At 70.9% G+C, this 16995-nt stretch carries 14 protein-coding genes; 2 read left to right on the forward strand and 12 right to left on the reverse strand.

Annotated elements, in window-relative coordinates; genetic code table 11:
* Positions 1-67 precede the first annotated feature (67 nt).
* The 8 genes from ACFYNL_RS31080 to ACFYNL_RS31115 all read right to left on the reverse strand — a co-directional run bounded on the left by ACFYNL_RS31080 (position 68) and on the right by ACFYNL_RS31115 (position 10018).
* Entirely contained in the window at positions 68-475 is a 408-nt protein-coding gene (locus tag ACFYNL_RS31080) for a cytidine deaminase (RefSeq protein WP_388809147.1), read from the reverse strand.
* Complete coding sequence (locus tag ACFYNL_RS31085; protein WP_388809149.1) at positions 472-1749, reverse strand: ABC transporter permease; 1278 nt, start codon at positions 1747-1749, stop codon at positions 472-474. The genes ACFYNL_RS31080 and ACFYNL_RS31085 overlap by 4 nt, the downstream gene beginning before the upstream one ends.
* Positions 1746-2870, reverse strand: coding sequence for an ABC transporter permease (locus ACFYNL_RS31090; protein ID WP_388809151.1), 1125 nt, complete (start codon positions 2868-2870; stop codon positions 1746-1748). The genes ACFYNL_RS31085 and ACFYNL_RS31090 overlap by 4 nt, the downstream gene beginning before the upstream one ends.
* Positions 2870-4447 carry an ABC transporter ATP-binding protein gene (locus ACFYNL_RS31095; RefSeq protein ID WP_388809154.1) on the reverse strand — a complete coding sequence of 526 codons (1578 nt, stop codon included), beginning with the start codon at positions 4445-4447 and terminating at the stop codon, positions 2870-2872. Before ACFYNL_RS31095 ends, ACFYNL_RS31090 begins: the two co-directional genes overlap by 1 nt.
* A 208-nt stretch (positions 4448-4655) precedes the next feature.
* Complete coding sequence (locus ACFYNL_RS31100; RefSeq protein ID WP_388809158.1) at positions 4656-5705, reverse strand: BMP family protein; 1050 nt, start codon at positions 5703-5705, stop codon at positions 4656-4658.
* Positions 5706-5980: 275 nt separating this feature from the next.
* The gene (locus ACFYNL_RS31105) at positions 5981-7042 is read right to left on the reverse strand and encodes a BMP family protein (protein WP_388809160.1); all 1062 of its coding nucleotides are present in this window, start codon (positions 7040-7042) and stop codon (positions 5981-5983) included.
* Between the two features lie 425 nt (positions 7043-7467).
* Entirely contained in the window at positions 7468-8688 is a 1221-nt protein-coding gene (locus ACFYNL_RS31110; RefSeq protein ID WP_388809162.1) for a M20 family metallopeptidase, read from the reverse strand.
* Between the two features lie 382 nt (positions 8689-9070).
* Positions 9071-10018 (reverse strand): LysR family transcriptional regulator, encoded by a 948-nt coding sequence (locus ACFYNL_RS31115; protein ID WP_388809163.1) that lies wholly within the window; start codon positions 10016-10018, stop codon positions 9071-9073.
* 94 nt (positions 10019-10112) lie between these two features.
* On the opposite strand from ACFYNL_RS31115, the gene ACFYNL_RS31120 reads away from it, so the two are divergent.
* Together ACFYNL_RS31120 and ACFYNL_RS31125 are read left to right on the forward strand one after the other, a co-directional pair.
* The gene (locus ACFYNL_RS31120) at positions 10113-11300 is read left to right on the forward strand and encodes a nuclear transport factor 2 family protein (RefSeq protein ID WP_388809165.1); all 1188 of its coding nucleotides are present in this window, start codon (positions 10113-10115) and stop codon (positions 11298-11300) included.
* 120 nt (positions 11301-11420) lie between these two features.
* On the forward strand, positions 11421-11867 hold the full coding sequence (locus ACFYNL_RS31125) for a DUF6086 family protein (RefSeq protein ID WP_388809167.1): 447 nt from the start codon (positions 11421-11423) through the stop codon (positions 11865-11867).
* Between the two features lie 122 nt (positions 11868-11989).
* Here the strand turns inward: ACFYNL_RS31125 and ACFYNL_RS31130 are convergent, their stop codons facing one another.
* From ACFYNL_RS31130 to ACFYNL_RS31145, 4 genes are all read right to left on the reverse strand, one after another.
* Positions 11990-13060, reverse strand: coding sequence for a hypothetical protein (locus tag ACFYNL_RS31130; protein ID WP_388809169.1), 1071 nt, complete (start codon positions 13058-13060; stop codon positions 11990-11992).
* 153 nt (positions 13061-13213) lie between these two features.
* A complete protein-coding gene (locus tag ACFYNL_RS31135) occupies positions 13214-14152 on the reverse strand; it encodes an N-acetylneuraminate synthase family protein (RefSeq protein ID WP_388809171.1) in 939 nt (312 codons plus the stop codon).
* A 13-nt stretch (positions 14153-14165) separates the two neighbouring features.
* Positions 14166-15431 (reverse strand): cytidylyltransferase domain-containing protein, encoded by a 1266-nt coding sequence (locus ACFYNL_RS31140; RefSeq protein ID WP_388809173.1) that lies wholly within the window; start codon positions 15429-15431, stop codon positions 14166-14168.
* A 41-nt stretch (positions 15432-15472) separates the two neighbouring features.
* Entirely contained in the window at positions 15473-16840 is a 1368-nt protein-coding gene (locus ACFYNL_RS31145) for a DUF6716 putative glycosyltransferase (protein ID WP_388809176.1), read from the reverse strand.
* Between the last annotated feature and the right edge of the window lie 155 nt (positions 16841-16995).

The following is a 16995-nucleotide window of genomic DNA, read 5'->3' on the forward strand; positions in this document are numbered from 1 at the left end:
CGTTCGAAAAATGACGGCCCTTCTGAGCGGCTCGCTCGATCGAGCGCTCAGAAGGGCCGCACAGGAGTTACTTGTCGAGGTGGCCCCGCCCGAAGGCCTGGGGCAGCATCCGCGACAGCGGCAGGATCCCTTCGGGGGTCTCCAGCAGCAGGTCCGGGCCGCCGAACTCTTGCAACAGCTGACGGCAGCGGCCGCACGGGACCAGGATCTCGCCGTCGCCGTCGACACAGGTGAAGTGCGTCAGCCGACCGCCGCCCGTGTTCTGCAGCTCCGAGACCAGCCCGCACTCGGCGCACAGGCCGAGGCCGTAGGAGGCGTTCTCGACGTTGCAGCCGGTGATCGTACGGCCGTCGTCGACCAGAGCCGCGACGCCGACCGGGTAGCCGGAGTACGGGGCGTAGGCGCGGGACATGGCGTCCCGGGCCGCCGCGCGCAGCTTGTCCCAGTCGACGTCGTGGGAGGCGGCCGGGGTCACTTGCCCTGCCCCTTCCGGTACGGCAGCCCGTCCGCCTTCGGCACCCGCAGGCGCTGCGCGGACAGGACGAGGACGACGAGGGTGATGACGTACGGCGTGGCCGAGACGACCTGGTTGGGGACCTCGTTGGTGGTGGCGTACCAGGTGAGGACCAGGGCGCCGATGACCGCCGTGATCGCGGCCGAGGTGTACTTCTTGCGGACCGCCAGCCAGATCGCGCCGATGAGCAGCAGCAGGGCGGCAAGCAGCAGCAGGGCGTGGACGTTCTCCGAGCCGCCGCGCAGGTTGAGGCTGTCGGTGTACCCGAACAGGCCGGCGCCGAGGGCGAGGCCGCCCGGCATCCAGTTGCCGAAGATCATCGCCGCGAGGCCGATGAAGCCGCGACCGCTGACCTGGCCCTCCAGGTAGAAGGGGTTGGCCACGATGGACAGGAAGACGCCGCCGAGGCCGGCCAGTCCGCCGGAGATGACCACGGCGATGTACTTGTACTTGTAGACGTTCACGCCGAGGGACTCGGCCGCGACCGGGTTCTCACCGCAGGAGCGCAGGCGCAGGCCGAAGGCGGTGCGCCACAGGATCCACCAGGTCGCGGGGATCAGCGCCACGGCGACGAGGGTCAGCCAGGAGACGTTGGTGACCAGGCCGCCGAGCAGGCCGGCGATGTCGGAGATGAAGAACCAGCCCTGGTTGTTGAGGTCCCGCAGCGCGTCGGACAGGCCGGGCACGGTGAAGTTGCCGAGGGACTCGACCGCCGGGGACTGCTTGGCGGAGCCGCCCGCGTGGCCCTCGAAGGCGAGGGGCGCGAGGTAGCGGGTGGCGCCGAGGGCGAGGATGTTGATGGCCACACCGGAGACGATGTGGTTGACGTTGAAGGTGACGGTGACGAAGGCGTGCAGCAGGCCGCCGATCGCGCCGCCGAGGACGCCGACCAGGACGCCGGTCCACGGACCCCACTGGAATCCGGCCCAGGCACCGAACCAGGTGCCGAGGATCATCATGCCTTCGAGGCCGATGTTGACGACGCCCGCGCGCTCGGCCCACAGGCCGCCGAGACCGGCGAGGCCGATCGGCACGGCGAGCTGGAGCGCGGTGGACATCTGGCTGACGTTGGTGATGCCGTCCGCGCCGGTGATGATGCGGACGATCGAGGTCAGCGCCAGGGCTCCGGCGATGACCAGCAGCAGGACGGGCCACGACAGGCGCCGGCCGGTGGGGGCCGCGGGCTGCAGCGTGGGCTGGTTGACGTCGACCGCTGAAGTCTGCGGGGTGGTCATCGGCCCGCCACCTCCTTCGTGGTGTTGTTGTCGGCGCCGAGGACGTGACCGGCGGCCAGTTCGGCGCCCACGCGGCGCTGCTGGCGGCGCAGGCCCCACTCGCGGACGGCCTCGTAGGAGACGACGACCGAGAGCACGATCAGGCCCTGCATGATGACCGCGATCTCCTTGTCGTAGTCGTGGAAGTCCAGCTCGGGCGAGGCCTTGTCGAGCCAGGCCCACAGCAGGGCGGCGAACGCGATGCCGACCGGGCTGTTGCGGCCGAGCAGGGCGATGCCGATACCGAGGAAGCCGATGCCGGTGGGGAAGTTCAGGCTGTAGGTGTGGGTGTCGCCGAGCAGGATCGGCAGGCCGGCGAGGCCCGCGATGCCGCCGGAGAGCAGCATGGCGGTGAGCACCATGCGCTTGGGGTCGACACCGCTGGCCGCGGCGGCGGTCTCCGAGGCGCCGGAGGCGCGCAGGTCGAAGCCGAAGCGGGTGCGGTTGAGCACGATCCAGTAGGCGATGCCGAGCAGCACGGCGAGGAAGACCAGGCCGTAGATCTCACCGGCGTCGCCCATGTTGATGCCGGGCACCCAGCCGGACTCGTACATCTCGCCGGTGGTGTTGTTGTTGCCGACCTTGACGCCGAAGACGCTCGGCAGCCACAGGTAGGCGATCACCGAGGTGGCGATGGCGTTGAGCATGATCGTCGCGACGACCTCGCTGACACCGCGGGTGACCTTGAGGACACCGGCGATGCCGGACCAGAACGCGCCGGTGCACACCGCGGTGAGCAGCAGCAGCGGGATCTGCAGGGCGGTCGGCAGGTTCGCGTGGGCGCCGACGATGGCGGCCATCATGGCGGCGAGCTGGTACTGGCCGTCGACACCGATGTTGAACAGGTTCATCCGGAAGCCGATGGCCACCGCGAGGGCGGCGATGTAGTACATCGAGGCCTGGTTGATGATCAGGACCTGGATGTCGGAGAACGAGGCCTGCTCGAACATCAGGGTGTACGGCTCGACCGGGCTCTTGCCCGAGGCGATCAGCACGATCGCGCTGAGCACGAAGGCCACGGCGAGCGCGATGACCGGTCCGGCCACGGCGAGGAGCACGCGCTCCTTGTCGAACTTCTTCATCAGCGGGCCTCGTCTTCACCGGACTCGGGAGACTTGCGAAGGTCGGGAGTCTCGGGGGTCGTCTCTTCGTGCTCCAGGTGCCCGGTAGCGGCACCCGTCATGGCCGAGCCCAGCTCCTCCGGGGTGATGGTGGCCGGGTCGGCGTCCGCGACCAGCTTGCCGTTGTAGATCACGCGGAGGGTGTCGGACAGGCCGATCAGCTCGTCCAGGTCGGCGGAGATCAGCAGTACGGCCAGGCCCTCGCGGCGGGCCTCACGGATGTGGTCCCAGATCGCGGCCTGCGCGCCGACGTCCACACCGCGGGTGGGGTGGGCGGCGATCAGGAAGCGCGGCTTGTGGCTCATCTCGCGGCCGACGATCAGCTTCTGCTGGTTGCCGCCGGACAGGGAGGCGGCGGTGACCTCGATGCCGGGGGTACGGACGTCGTACGCCTCGACGATGCGGCGCGTGTCCTCCTGCGCGGCCTTCGGGTCCAGCCACACGCCCTTGGCGTTGGGCTTCTCGGTGACGTGGCCGAGGATGCGGTTCTCCCAGAGGGGGGCCTCCAGGAGCAGGCCGTGGCGGTGGCGGTCCTCGGGGATGTAGCCGATGCCCTGCTCGCGGCGCTTGCGGGTGGGCCAGCCGGTGATCTCCTCGTCGATCAGCTTGATCGTGCCGGAGTCGGCCGCCTTGAGGCCGATGAGCGCGTCGACCAGTTCGGTCTGGCCGTTGCCCTCGACGCCGGCGATGCCCAGGACCTCGCCCGCGTGGATGGTGAAGGTGATGTCGTCCAGCAGGGCCTTGCCGCCGGCCGTCTCCAGGCGCAGCTTGTCGACCGTGATGACGGGCCGGTCGGTGACCGTCGACTCGGCGGTCTCCGGGGTGGGCAGTTCGCTGCCGACCATCATCTCCGCGAGCTGGCGCGGGGTGGTCTCGGCGGGCACGGCCGTACCGACCGTCGTACCGCGGCGGATGACGGTGATCTCGTCGGCGACGGAGAGGACCTCGCCCAGCTTGTGGGAGATGAAGATGACCGACAGGCCCTCGGCCTTCAGCTCGCGGAGGTTCTCGAAGAGCGCGTCCACCTCCTGCGGCACCAGGACGGCCGTCGGCTCGTCGAGGATCAGGGTGGTGGCGCCGCGGTAGAGGACCTTGAGGATCTCCACGCGCTGGCGGGCGGCGACGCCGAGCTCCTCGACCAGGCGGTCGGGCTCCACGCCGAGGCCGTAGCGCTCGGAGATCTCCTTGATCTTGCGGCGCGCCCTGGCTCCGATGCCGTACAGCTTCTCGCTGCCCAGCACCACGTTCTCGAGGACGGTGAGGTTGTCCGCGAGCATGAAGTGCTGGTGGACCATGCCGATGCCGCGCACGATGGCGTCGGCCGGCGACGAGAAGGCGACCTTCTCGCCGTTGATCGCGATGGTGCCCTCGTCCGGCTTCTGCATGCCGTAGAGGATCTTCATCAGCGTCGACTTGCCGGCGCCGTTCTCGCCGACGAGGGCGTGGACGGTGCCCTTGCGGACGGTGAGGTGGATGTCGTGGTTGGCCACGACGCCCGGGAAACGCTTGGTGATCCCGGCGAGCTCGACGGCGGTCACCTGACCGTTGACCGCCGCGTCGGCCGGAGGGCTGCTGGACGCGTTGATGGCGCACTCTCCTGGGGACGGGGGTCGTCTACGCGCGTAGCGCCCCTATGGCCTGAAAGGGGGCCGACGCACCGCGACAACGGGGTACGGGCAAACACCCCCCGTACCCCGCCTCGCGGACGTAACCCCTCGGTTACCGCTGCTCAGGGTGTAGCTTCACTCAGCTGGTCTTGACCTTGATCTCGCCGCTGATGATCTTCTCCTTGGCCGTCTTGATGGCTTCCTGGACCTCGGCGTCGTCCGCGAACTTCGGGTTGGAGTTCGACAGGCCCACCTCGCCGGACTTCAGATCGCCACGAACGATACCGGTCTCGGGCTTACCGTCCTTGACCGACTTCGCCAGGTTGTAGACCGCCTTGGCGACATCCTTCATCGCCGAGGTCAGGATGGAGTCCTTGTACTTGGCGAGGGCTTCCTGCTGGTACTGGTCGGAGTCGACGCCGATGGCCCACACCTTGTTGGCGGCGGCGGCCTCGATGACACCCTGGCCCGACAGACCGGCGGCCGCGTAGACGACGTCGGCCTTCTTCTCGATCTGGCCCTCGGCGGCGGACTTGCCCTTGTCGGGGCTGGAGAAGCCACCCTCCTCCGCGGTCTGCGTGAGGTACTGGGAGAGGACCTTGACCTTCGGGTTCGTGTCCTTGACGCCCTGCTCGAAGCCCGCCTGGAACTTGTGGATCAGCGGGATGTCCACGCCGCCCACGAAGCCGACCGTGTTCGTCTTGGTGCTCTTGGCCGCGGCGACGCCGGCCAGGTACGAGGCCTCCTCCTCGGAGAAGACCAGGTCGGCGACGTTCTTCGCCTCGACCGTGGAGTCGTCCACGATGCCGAAGGTGGTCTTCGGGAACTTCTCCGAGGCTCCCTTGACGGCGGCGGCGTAGGCGTAGCCGACACCGATGACCGGGTTGTAGCCCTGCTTGGCCAGCGACACCAGTCGCTGCTCCTTGTCGGCGTCCGTCTCGCCCTCGGTCGGCTCGACGTCATCGGTCTGGTAGCCGAATTCCTTCTTCGCCTTCTCCAGGCCCGCGAACGCGGCGTCGTTGAAGGACTGGTCGCCCTTGCCGCCGACGTCGTACGCGATGGCGAGGCCCTTGTCGCCCTTCGACTCCGAAGACGAGGCGGAGGTGGAGGTGCCGCCGCAGGCGGAGAGCGCGAGGGCCAGAGAGGCGGTCGCTGCGCCTGCGACCGTGATCCGGGAAATCCGGCGCATGTTGTGTGACTCCTGTCGTACAAGCGCCGGACGGTACAGCTCGGTACAGCTTCACAGCAACGGCGCTGGCTTTCGCCGCAGAGTAACGCGCGTAGACCTGCCAGGAAACCCCTTCTGTCCACCTTGTTATGCGCCCGTGGCCAACTCCACTCGCGGCCTTGACCAAGGGCTTGCCGAAAGCAAAGGGAGGGTGGCGCTGGGTGACGCGAGGCCGGAACAGCGAACGGGCGGGCACCCTCTCGGATGCCCGCCCGTACGGAGGTGTACGACCGCGACTACTCGGTCTTGACCTTGATGGAACCGTCGATGATGCCTTCCTTGGCCTTCGCCACGGCGTCCGTGAGACCCGAGATCTTCGCGAACTCCGGGTTGGACTCGGACAGGCCGACGCCGTTGACCTTCAGGTCGAAGGTCTGGGTGCCGGTCAGCGGCTTGCCGTCGTGGACGGACTTGGCCAGCGTGTAGACCGCGCCGCCGACGTCCTTCAGGGCGGAGGTCAGGATGTAGTTCTTGTACGCCGCGAGGGCTTCCTGCTTGTACTGGTCGGAGTCGACGCCGATCGCCCAGACCTTGGCCTTGGCGGCGGCCTCGATGACGCCCTGGCCGGACAGGCCGGCCGCCTGGTAGACGACGTCGGCCTTCTTCTCGATCTGGCCCTCGGCGGCGGCCTTGCCCTTGTCGGGGCTGGAGAAGCCGCCCTCCTCCGCGGTCTGGGTCAGGTACTGCGAGACGACCTTGACCTTGCCGCCGCTGGTGTCCTGGACGCCCTGCTTGTAACCGGCCTCGAACTTGTGGATCAGCGGGATGTCCACGCCGCCCACGAAGCCGACCGTGTTCGTCTTGGTGGCCTTGGCGGCGGCGACGCCGGCCAGGTACGAGGCCTGCTCCTCGGCGAAGACGAGGGAGGCGACGTTGTCGCCCTCGACCACGGAGTCGACGATGCCGAAGGTGGTCTTCGGGTACTTCTTGGCAACGGCCTCCATCGCGGGGCCGTAGGCGAAGCCGACACCGATCACCGGGTTGTAGCCCTGCCGGGCCAGCGAGGACAGACGCTGCTCCTTGTCGGCGTCCGTCTCGCCCTCGGTGGGCTCGACGTCGTCGGTCTGGTAGCCGAACTCCTTCTTCGCCTTCTCCAGGCCCGCGAACGCCGCGTCGTTGAAGGACTGGTCGCCCTTGCCGCCGATGTCGTACGCGATGGCGACGCCCTTCTTCTCGCCGCCGTCGCCGCCGTCGCTGCCGCCACCGTTGTCACTGCTGGTACCACCACACGCCGTGGCGGCGAGCGCGATCGACGCGACCCCCACCGCGACACGGGTCAGTTTGGATGTCCGACGCATCGTGAAGTCCCCATTCTCCAAGCCCCGCAGTGGGTGCTGAGTTCGGCGCACATTAACGCGCGTAGACACTCCTGGGAACGGGGTTTCGCCGTGCCGTTATCCATTCGTGCCGATGGCCGGTTACGCCCTTGTGAACCACCGGCCCGAAAGGTACGCAAGGGGCGACTGCCCCCTGTACGCACCGCGCACTGCCGTGACCACGCGCACCAGGGGTAGCGCCGCCGTGGTGGCGCCCAGGACCGCCCGCCATGGGGCCAGACTCCCTCGGCTTCGCCGGGGCCGCAAGCGGAGGACGCGAAGGGCCCAGGGCGGGTCCGCGAAGTCCCGCCGCCCGCCCGGAGGACGGGCCGCGGGGCAGGCGGGACTTCGCGGAGGCGGCCTGCATGGAGGCGGTCTAGACGGAGGCGGTCTAGACGTGAGGCGGTCTACACGGACGCGTCGAGGAGCGCCGCCGCCGTGAACAGCTCCACGCCGACCTTGATGGCCGACTCGTCGACGTCGAAGTCGCCCTGGTGCAGGTCGCGGCCGATCCGGTCGCCCGGGTGGCGGACGCCCAGACGGGCCATGGCTCCCGGGACGCGCTCCAGGTACCAGGAGAAGTCCTCGCCGCCGAGGCTCTGCTCGGTGCCCTGGACGGAGTCGGCGCCGAGGCGGGCGGTCATGGCGTCGCGCAGCAGGGCGATGGCGTCCGCGTCGTTGACCACGGGCGGGACACCTCGCACGTAGTTGATCTCCGACTTGGCGCGGTGCAGGTTGGCGACCTCGTCGATGGCGGCGACGACCAGGTCGGCCGCCTGCCGCCAGGTGTCGAGATCCAGGCAGCGGACGGTGCCCGACAGCTCGGCGTGCTGGGGGATGACGTTCGGCGCGTGGCCCGACTCGATACGGCCCCAGGTCACGGAGAGGCCGCTGCGGGCGTCGGCGCGCCGGGCGACCAGCGCGGGCACGTCGGTGACGACCCGGGCGACGGCGGTGACCAGGTCGGTCGTCAGGTGGGGGCGCGCGGTGTGCCCGCCGGGGCCGTCCAGTGCGATTTCGAGCCGGTCGCAGGCCGAGGTGATCGCACCCCGGCGCAGCCCGATCTTCCCCGCGTCCACCTTTGGGTCGCAGTGCACGGCGAGGATCCGGCCCACGCCTTCGAGCGCCCCGCACGCGATGGCGTCCGCGGCGCCGCCGGGGAGCACCTCCTCGGCGGGCTGGAAGACCAGGCGGACGGGGCGGGGCAGCTGCCCGCGCCGCAGGAGGTCGGCAAGGACCAGCCCGGCGCCGAGCACCACGGTGGTGTGGACGTCGTGGCCGCAGGCGTGCGCCCGGTCGGGCACGGTCGAGCGGTACGGGCACTCACTCTTCGTGTCCGGGATGGGCAGGGCGTCGATGTCGGCCCGCAGGGCGAGTATGGGCCGCTCGCCGTCCCACTCCCCGATGTCACAGATGAGGCCGGTCCCGGAGGCGAGCACGCGGGGCTGGAGGCCGGCCTTCTCCAGGCGGGCCTTGATCGCCGCGGTCGTACGGAACTCCTGGTTGCCGAGCTCCGGGTGCATGTGCAAGTCGCGCCGGAACTCGATGAGTTCGGCACGGAGCGCCTCCGGCAGGGTGCCGGGAAGGGTGGCTTCCCCGGTGTGATCGGCCTCGGACTCTGGGGACATCAGTCGGTTCACCCTCTACAGGGTAGGACGCCGGAGTGGCCAACTCGCCCTCGATCAACAAAAGTTCAACCCGTTGGGGGCAGAAAACCCGGCCGCTCGACGCATGGGCGTGGATGAAGATGGGTAGGTTCCTCTTTTCTCTACGCATACCACGCCGGGAACAGAACCGTCGGTTCTGTTCATCTTTCGGGATCGCGCATCCTCGGTGAACTTCCGGACGTCGGTCCACCGCCGCGGGAGTCGGCCCATGCCCGCCGAGTACCCCGAGATCGCCGACTTTCTCGGCGCCACCGGGGCCCTGCAGGCGCCGCCTGCGCCCGCCCGGGCCGCCGGCGTCCGTCCGCCGTGCAGTCCCCGTGCGCAGCTCAGCGCGGGCGCCGCGTTACGGCTGCTCCGGGCGGCCGGCGTCCGTCCCGGCCGTCCGGCGGGCGGCACGGGCCGGACGAACCGAGCGGAACGCCGTCGCGAGATGGTCCAGCAGCGTCGCGGCGCAGGGGTGCGGGTCGCGACGCGGTGTGATCGCGTGGATCCCGCGGGTCGGAGGATCGACGAGGTCCACGGTGGTGAGGTCGGCCCGCAGCGCGCACGTCAGCACCCCGGGTACCAGCGCGATGGCGTGTCCCGTGGCGACCAGGGCGGTCTTGCCGGGCAGATCGGCCGCGGTGAGGTCGATCCGGGCGGTGACCCCGGCGCGGGCGGCGTGCTGGCGCAACAGCGCCGCCGAGCCGTCGTTGTCCTCGACCCACGTCTCGTGGGCCAGCTCCTGGATGTGTACGCGGCCGTGCCCGGCCCGCGGGTGGCCCACGGGCAGTACGACGACCATCTCGTCCATGCCCAGACACCGTCGTTCGAGACGCGAGTCGTCGGGCAGCCCCGGTGGCGCGTCCGTCACGACGGCGACATCGAGGTCGCCGTCGAGCACGCGGTCGTGCAGTTGTGCGCTCAGCCCTGGTACCAGGCTCCACCGGACGGGTCCGGCCGTGTCCAGCAGGCTGCGGACCGCGGCAGGCACGACCCCGGCGGCCAGGGACGGCGTCGCGCCGACGGCCAGGGGTCGGCTGAGCGCGCCGTCCCGGACGTCCCGTACGGCACGTACCGCACGGTCGGCCTCGTTGAGGGCGGCCAGGGCGTGGTACCGGAACGCCTCTCCCGCCGGCGTCGGGCGTACGCCCCGGGCGTGCCTGTGCACCAGTGGCTCGCCGAGCCGGCGCTCCAGCGCGGCGATCTGCCGGGAGACCGCCGACTGCGTGTAGCCGAGCTCGACGGCCGCCGCCGACAGGGACCCGAGGCGGCACACGGTCACGAACGTCCGCCATTCAGTCAGGGACATGGCGGCCAGTATGCGCTCGATATGCGTGACGCGCATGGCAGACCTTCGCGATCTGCGCTTTTCGCAACCGCCCGGGGGGCTCAGTCTGGGGTCCATGACCGCACCGCACCAGACCGCACCGCACGAGACCGCACCGCACCGCATCGCCGTCCTCGGCCTGGGCCGCATGGGTGCCGCGATCGCGACCCGACTGTCCGACCGTGCCTGGGACGTCGTCGGCTGGACACGCTCCGGACGCACCACGGCCGCCGTGGGGACGACCGGCGACCCCGGCGAGGCCGTGGCGAAGGCCGACACCGTGATCCTGGCGTTGTTCGACGGCCGGGCCTGCGGGCAGGTCGTCGACCACGTCCGCGACGCGCTGCGCCCGGACACGGTCGTGGTGAACACCAGCACCGTCGCCCCGGCCGAGGCATCGGGGCTGGCCCGGCGGCTCGGCCCGTCCTACGTCCACGCGCCCGTGCTCGGCTCCGTGCCGGCTGCCGCCGCCGGCACCCTGCAGTTCCTCGCCGCCGGCGGCACCGAGACCCTTCACCGGGTCCGACCGGTCCTGGAGACGCTGGGCACCGTGCGGCGGGTCGAGGACGCCGCCGACGCCGCCGCGCTCAAGCTGATCGCCAACCACAGCCTCGCCGGTGCCGTCCTCGCGCTGCGCGACTCCTTGCGGCAGGCCGACGCCCTGGAGCTGCCCCGGGCCCAGGTGCTGGACGTCCTGGAACTCGGCCGGCTCGGCGGGCTCGTCGGCGCCAAGCGCCCTTTCCTCACCGGCCGACCGGTCACGGCCACCGCCGAGTTCACGATCGGCGCGCTGGCGAAGGACATGGCGCTGCTGGCCGCCGCGTCGAACACCCCGCTGCCCTGCGCGGCCGACCTGGCGGCCGGTGCCGCCGACCCTTACGCCGACATCGCCGTGGCCGCCACGGCCCCCGCGGTGCAGGACGCCGTGCTCGCACCGCTCCGGGCGTACATCCGCGGACACGCCACCGGCGATCCGGCCCACTTCCGCCACGCTTTCCTGCCGACCGCCCACATCGAGGGGGTCAGGGACGGCGCGTTCGTCTCGTGGCGCCTGGACGAGTACTGCGCTCTCTTCCGGGGCCGGCCGGCCCCGGACGAACCGGCACGCTCCCGCCGCATCGACGCCGTCGACGTCCACGGCACCGTCGCGACCGCGGCCATGACGCTCCGGCACGGCGCGGACACCTTCACCGACGTCTTCCTGCTGGTCCACGTCGAGGACGTCTGGCGCATCGCCAACAAGGCCTACCACCGGCACTCCTGACCTCGGTCCGGCCGGCCGGGCCGGGCAGTCGGTCGCCCCGGGGGCGCCGTCGTCACCCGAGTGCCCACCCCGCACGCGGTCTTCTACCCTGGGCCGGGCGGCTGAGTGGGGGGATCGGCGATGAGCATGTACTTCGACGTCGGCGACGAGACGCTGTGGAACCCGTCGAGCGGTGCCGGCCGCCTCTTCCTACGGCAGGTCGAGGTCTTCGAGGCCGAGCTCGGGCTGGCCTCGGGAATCGGCCGGGGCAAGGAGGGGGGCGACCCGGACACCCTTGAGGTCGATCCGGCCGTGTACGCGACGTTCGTACGCAAGCTGGTGGCCTGGCACTGCCGGACGGGACACTCCGTCATCCTCGCGCTCTCCGAAGGGTTCGTGGCGGCAGCGGTCACGCTCGCGCGGCGCGCGGGGATCGACGTGGAGATGCCCGGAACCGGGTCCGGCTCCGCGTGGGGTGACGTCCGGCGCGACGTGCAGGTTCCCGGCGGTCCTCGCGCCGCGTCGGCCGCCGTCGTCACCGCGCTGGACACGCGGGCGCGGGAGATGGACCGCTGGATGGCCCGCTGAGCCGGTGCGCCCGGTCCCGCCCGCCGCCGGCTCGATCATCGGTGCGGACGTGCCGTTCACCTTCGCGGACGCCTCGGGGAACCGCGTACCGCAGCCGTGGTGTGGATGGCCCGAGCCGGCGATCACACGGCTGTGACCGCCGACAACCGGTGCACGTCCCGAGCCGTCCCCGTGACCCCCGACAAGAACCCCTGCGCCCGCGGCGAGGCGTTCTCGGTCAGCCATGCCGGGTCGATGTCGCAGACCGCGACGCGGACGTCCGTGCCGGTGAGGGCCAGGGGCAGGGTGTGCACGACCGTCGACGGGAAGCTCAGGATCGTTCGGCCGATCGGGCCCCGGCGGGCGATCAGCTCCAGCGGGAGGTCGGGGCGTACGACCTCCAGGCCGGTCTCGACGGCCAGCCGGTGGAGCTTGTCCGCGCTCTCGCGGCGGTGGGCGAAGTAGCGGGTGGCGCCGTGGGTCTTCGCGAGGGTGTGGACGGCCTCCAGGTAGCGGTCGTTGTCCACGACGCCGGTCTCGACGAGGGACGTGCCGACCATGTCGGCGCCCTTGGTGATGCGGGGCGGGCCGAAGCGGTCGCGGGTCCAGGCGAAGGTGTTGGCCGTGACCGTGACGCCCTGCGGGGTCTGCTCCATCGGCATCGACGAGAAGATCTCGACCCTGCGGTGGTCGCTCGGGGTGAGGCGCCTGCGGGCGGCGGAGGACACGGGGGCGAAGACCAGGTCGCGGGGGCCGGGACGGCCGCCCTTGCGGTGCCAGCGCACCAGCCTTTCGCCTCGGGCGAGTTGGGCGACGAACTCCATGGTCGCCGTGCCGTCGTCGACGACGACCAGCTCACGGGCCTTGGTGATGGTCAGCAGGAGCTGGACGTAGCGGGAGAACGGGTCGCCCAGGACCACGCGGTCGGCCCGGCGCAACCGGCCCGTGAGACCGCCGATGGTCTGGAAGGGAGCGGCCGCGCCGCCCCGTGCCTCCTCCCAGCGGACCTCGTGTCCGTCCTCGCGCGCCAGTTCCGCCATCCGGCGCAGCTGGCCGCGGGTCATGGGGTCGTTCGGGGCCAGGACGACGAGGGTGACTCCCGCGCCGACGGCGTGCTCGCGGGCGTGCGCCCACTCCAGCACGTTCAGGAGCTGTACCGGGCTCTCGACGAAGGCGAGAGTGCGGGGGCCGGTGTTCCCGGCGCGGAGGCTCATCGACGTACGACCTACCCGTCGTAAGGCGCTCATGCGGCGCTCGTATGCAGGCTGGGGATCGGCTCGTGGTCAAGAGCCCGAAGGGCGCCGAGTCCGAGCACCCCGGCTCGGGGCACTCGGACGTCGGCGCGCTCGGACTCGGTGCGTTCCGGCTCAGACCTGGACCGGCTCGCCCGCCGCCGCGGCGATCTCCGCCTCGGCGACCACGCCGGTGACGCGGCGCAGCTTCTTCATCGGGCCGAGCTCGGAGTCGTAGACCTTCTTGACGCCGTCACCGAGGGAGGCCTCGATGGTGCGGATGTCGCGGACGAGGCGGGTCAGGCCCTGCGGCTCGACCGAGGCGGCCTGGTCCGAACCCCACATGGCGCGGTCGAGGGTGATGTGGCGCTCCACGAAGGTCGCGCCGAGGGCGACCGCGGCCAGCGTGGTCTGCAGGCCGGTCTCGTGGCCGGAGTAGCCGATCGGGACGTTCGGGAACTCCTTCTCCAGGGTGTTGATCACACGGAGGTTCAGCTCGTCGGCCTTCGCCGGGTAGGTGGAGGTGGCGTGGCACATCAGGATGTTGTCGGAGCCGAGGACCTCGACGGCGTGGCGGATCTGCTTCGGCGTCGACATGCCGGTGGAGAGGATCACCGCGCGGTTGGTGGCGCGCAGGGAGCGCAGCAGCTCGTCGTCGGTGAGGGAGGCGGAGGCGACCTTGTGGGCGGGGACGTCGAACTTCTCCAGGAAGGCGACGGCCTCGGTGTCCCACGGGGAGGCGAACCAGTCGATGTTCTTCGACTTGCAGTAGTCGTCGATGGCCCGGTACTCGTCCTCGCCGAACTCCACGCGGTGGCGGTAGTCGATGTAGGTCATCCGGCCCCAGGGGGTGTCGCGCTCGATGTCCCACTGGTCGCGCGGGGTGCAGATCTCCGGCGTGCGCTTCTGGAACTTCACGGCGTCGCAGCCGGCTTCGGCGGCCACGTCGATGAGCTTGAAGGCGTTCTCCAGGTCACCGTTGTGGTTGATGCCGATCTCGCCGCAGATGTAGACGGGGCGGCCGGGGCCGACCTCGCGCGAACCGAAGGTGCGGATGCGGGAGTTGGTGCTCATGGCAGAGATGTCCTTACTTGGTGAGGGAATCGAGAGAGGGGCCGAGGATCCAGCTGGCGATCTCTCGGATCGCGCCGTCACCGCCGGGGACGGTGGTGACCGCGCGTGCGGCGCCGCGCACGACGTCGTGGGCGCTCGCGACCGCCACGGGCCAGCCCACGAGGGCGAAGCACGGGAGGTCGTTGACGTCGTTGCCGACGTAGAGCACGCGCTCAGGCGCGATGCCCTGCTCCTCGCACCACTGCTTCAGGGCGAGGTCCTTGCGGTCGATGCCGTGCAGCACGGGAATCCGCAGCTTCCGTGCGCGGGCGGCGACGACCGGGTTCTGCTCCGTGGACAGGATCAGCATGTTCAGGCCGCTCCTGCGGAGGGCCGCGATGCCGAGGCCGTCTCCGCGGTGCACGGAGACGAACTCCTTTCCATCGGCGTCGATCAGCACCCGGTCGTCGGTCTGGGTGCCGTCGAAGTCCAGTACGACCGCGTCGATGTCGTCGGCGGTCGGAAGGGCGCCGGGCCGGTCCGCGTCGAACAGCGGCGCCAGGGCCCGGGCGCGGGCCAGGTCGTGCGGGTCGTCGATCTCCAGCACGCGGGCCGGCTCGGTCCGTACGAGTTCGGTGCGGCCGAAGAAGCGGTGCCGGTGCTTGCGGAAGCCGGGCGCGTCCATCGCGTAGGCGGCGCCGGTCTCCAGCAGGTCCTGGGGGCGGTCCTGGCGGCGGGGGCGGAAGGACTTGTCGTGATTGACGCCGTAGCCGCCGCCGACGGCCGCGTCGGCCTCCGTGACGGAGCCCGCGGTGACCTCGTCCTCGCTGTCCCGCCAGATGAAGCCGTGGAAGGGGGCGACGGTCACGGCGGTGTCCGCGCCGTTGTCGGCGATCGCGCCCGCCACCCCGTCGATGTCCTCGCGGACGATGAACGGGCTGGTGCACTGCACGAGCAGGACGACGTCCACCGGCGCGCCGTGCAGGGCCTCGTGGGCGTCCATGGCGTGCAGCACGGCGGCCTCGGAGGTGGCGGTGTCGCCGGCGATGGCGGCGGGGCGCAGCACGACCTCGGCGCCGGCCTCGCGGGCGGCGGCGGCGATGGCCTGGTCGTCGGTGGAGACGACCACGTCGGTCACGAGCCGGGAGGCGAGGCACTCGCGTACCGCGCGGGCCACCAGCGGGACACCGCCGACAGGCAGGAGGTTCTTCGCGGGTACGCCCTTGGAGCCGCCCCGCGCGGGGATCACCGCGAGCACGCGGCGCACCGAAGCGCCTCGGCCCGCTTCCGGGTTGGACATGGCTTCTGCTCCTTGACGTGCTTGACGTGGTATCGGGCGGCTCACAGCTCCCCCATCCGCCGGATGACGGGCGCCACGCGCTGCACGCCGTGCCGGTAGGCGCCGCGCGCCGCCCGGCGCACGATCTGCCGGACCGGGCCGGGGTCCTTGTCGTGCGCGGGGGCGCCGGGCAGCGGGCCGCCGTCGGGGCCGAGGTGGTGGCGGGCGAGGATGCCGGGCAGATAGCCCGGCGCGGTGGCCGGCGTGTAATACGGGGTGAGGGCGGGCAGCCCGCCGGGCCGGTCCAGCAGCTCGGTGATGCGCTCGCGGGCGGCGTCGAAGGCGGTGGCGTACGAGCCTCCCCCAGAGGGGGTACCGCCGGCGCAGACACCCTGCCGGGCCACCCACTCCTCGTCGGGCACCGGCCGGTGGCCGTCGTCGAGCTGGTCCCAGGAGGCCAGGCAGCCGGAGCCGACGAAGTGGTGGTTGCCGAGCACCTCGCGCACGCCGAGGTCGGTGAGGACGACGGTGGGGATGCGGCGGTGCAGCGACTCCAGCGCGGCGGTGGAGCTGATGGTGACCAGCAGGTCGGTCCGGTCGAGGACCTCGCCCATGTTTCCGTACACGAGGCGGAAGTTGGCGGGCGGATCGAGGCGCTGCACCAGCTTCTGGTACGGCAACTCCTCGATGTGGGTGGTGTGTTCGCCCGGCTTGGAGCGCAGCTTGAGCAGCACCTCGCGCTCGGGGTGCTTGCGGGCGTGCTGGATCAGGCGGTTCAGCAGGTACGTGCGGTCCCGGCGGTTGTCCGGCACCGAGGGCTGGGCGGCGAAGACGACCGTGTAGGGCCCGCGCCGCCCCTGTTCCGCGGACGGGTCGCTTTCGCCGGGGTAGGGCTTGCCACCGAGGAACGGCAGCGCCACCTCGGTCACCGCCGAGGCGTCGGCGCCGACCCCCTCGTACACCGCGCGGAAGCGCTCGGCGTCCTGACGGGAGTTGGCGAGGACGAGGTCCGCGCCGTGCCGCAGCAGCAGGCCGTCGGCGAGCTTCTCGTAGACGACGCCGACGTAGCCGGTGACGACCACGGGGCGCTGCGGCTGTCCTTCCCAGACCCGCTTCAGCCCGTGCAGCACGGCCTGCACACCCCCGCCGACGAGGGCGAGCACCAGGACGTCGTACGACTCCCGCGCCATGGTGCGCAGAAACTCGACGGCGGTCACCTCACGGAGGAGGTCGGCGTGGACGCCGACTTCGTGGAGCTGGCGCGGGGTGGGCGTGGCCCGGCCGCGCAGGAGGTAGCCGTCCAGGCGGATGTCCGCTTCCCCGGTGTTCTCCTGGGCGATACGGCTCGCGGTGAGCGCGCCCCATTTCCACCGGGTATCGGAATCCGCGAGTACGGCAACTCGCCGGGTCTTTGTCGCACTTTCTGGCACGTCGAAGACGCTAGGAAGGCATTTCGAGGTTCCGCCCAACCCGAATGCAACAAACGGTTAACAGCACACCGACGAACGGCGAATCGAGGCCCGGGAGCGTCGAGAAAAAGCCTGGTTCACGGCATCGCCACGCGTCGTTCACCTGACATCAAGGT

Source organism: Streptomyces sp. NPDC007808 (genome assembly GCF_042868655.1).
GTDB lineage: Bacteria > Actinomycetota > Actinomycetes > Streptomycetales > Streptomycetaceae > Streptomyces.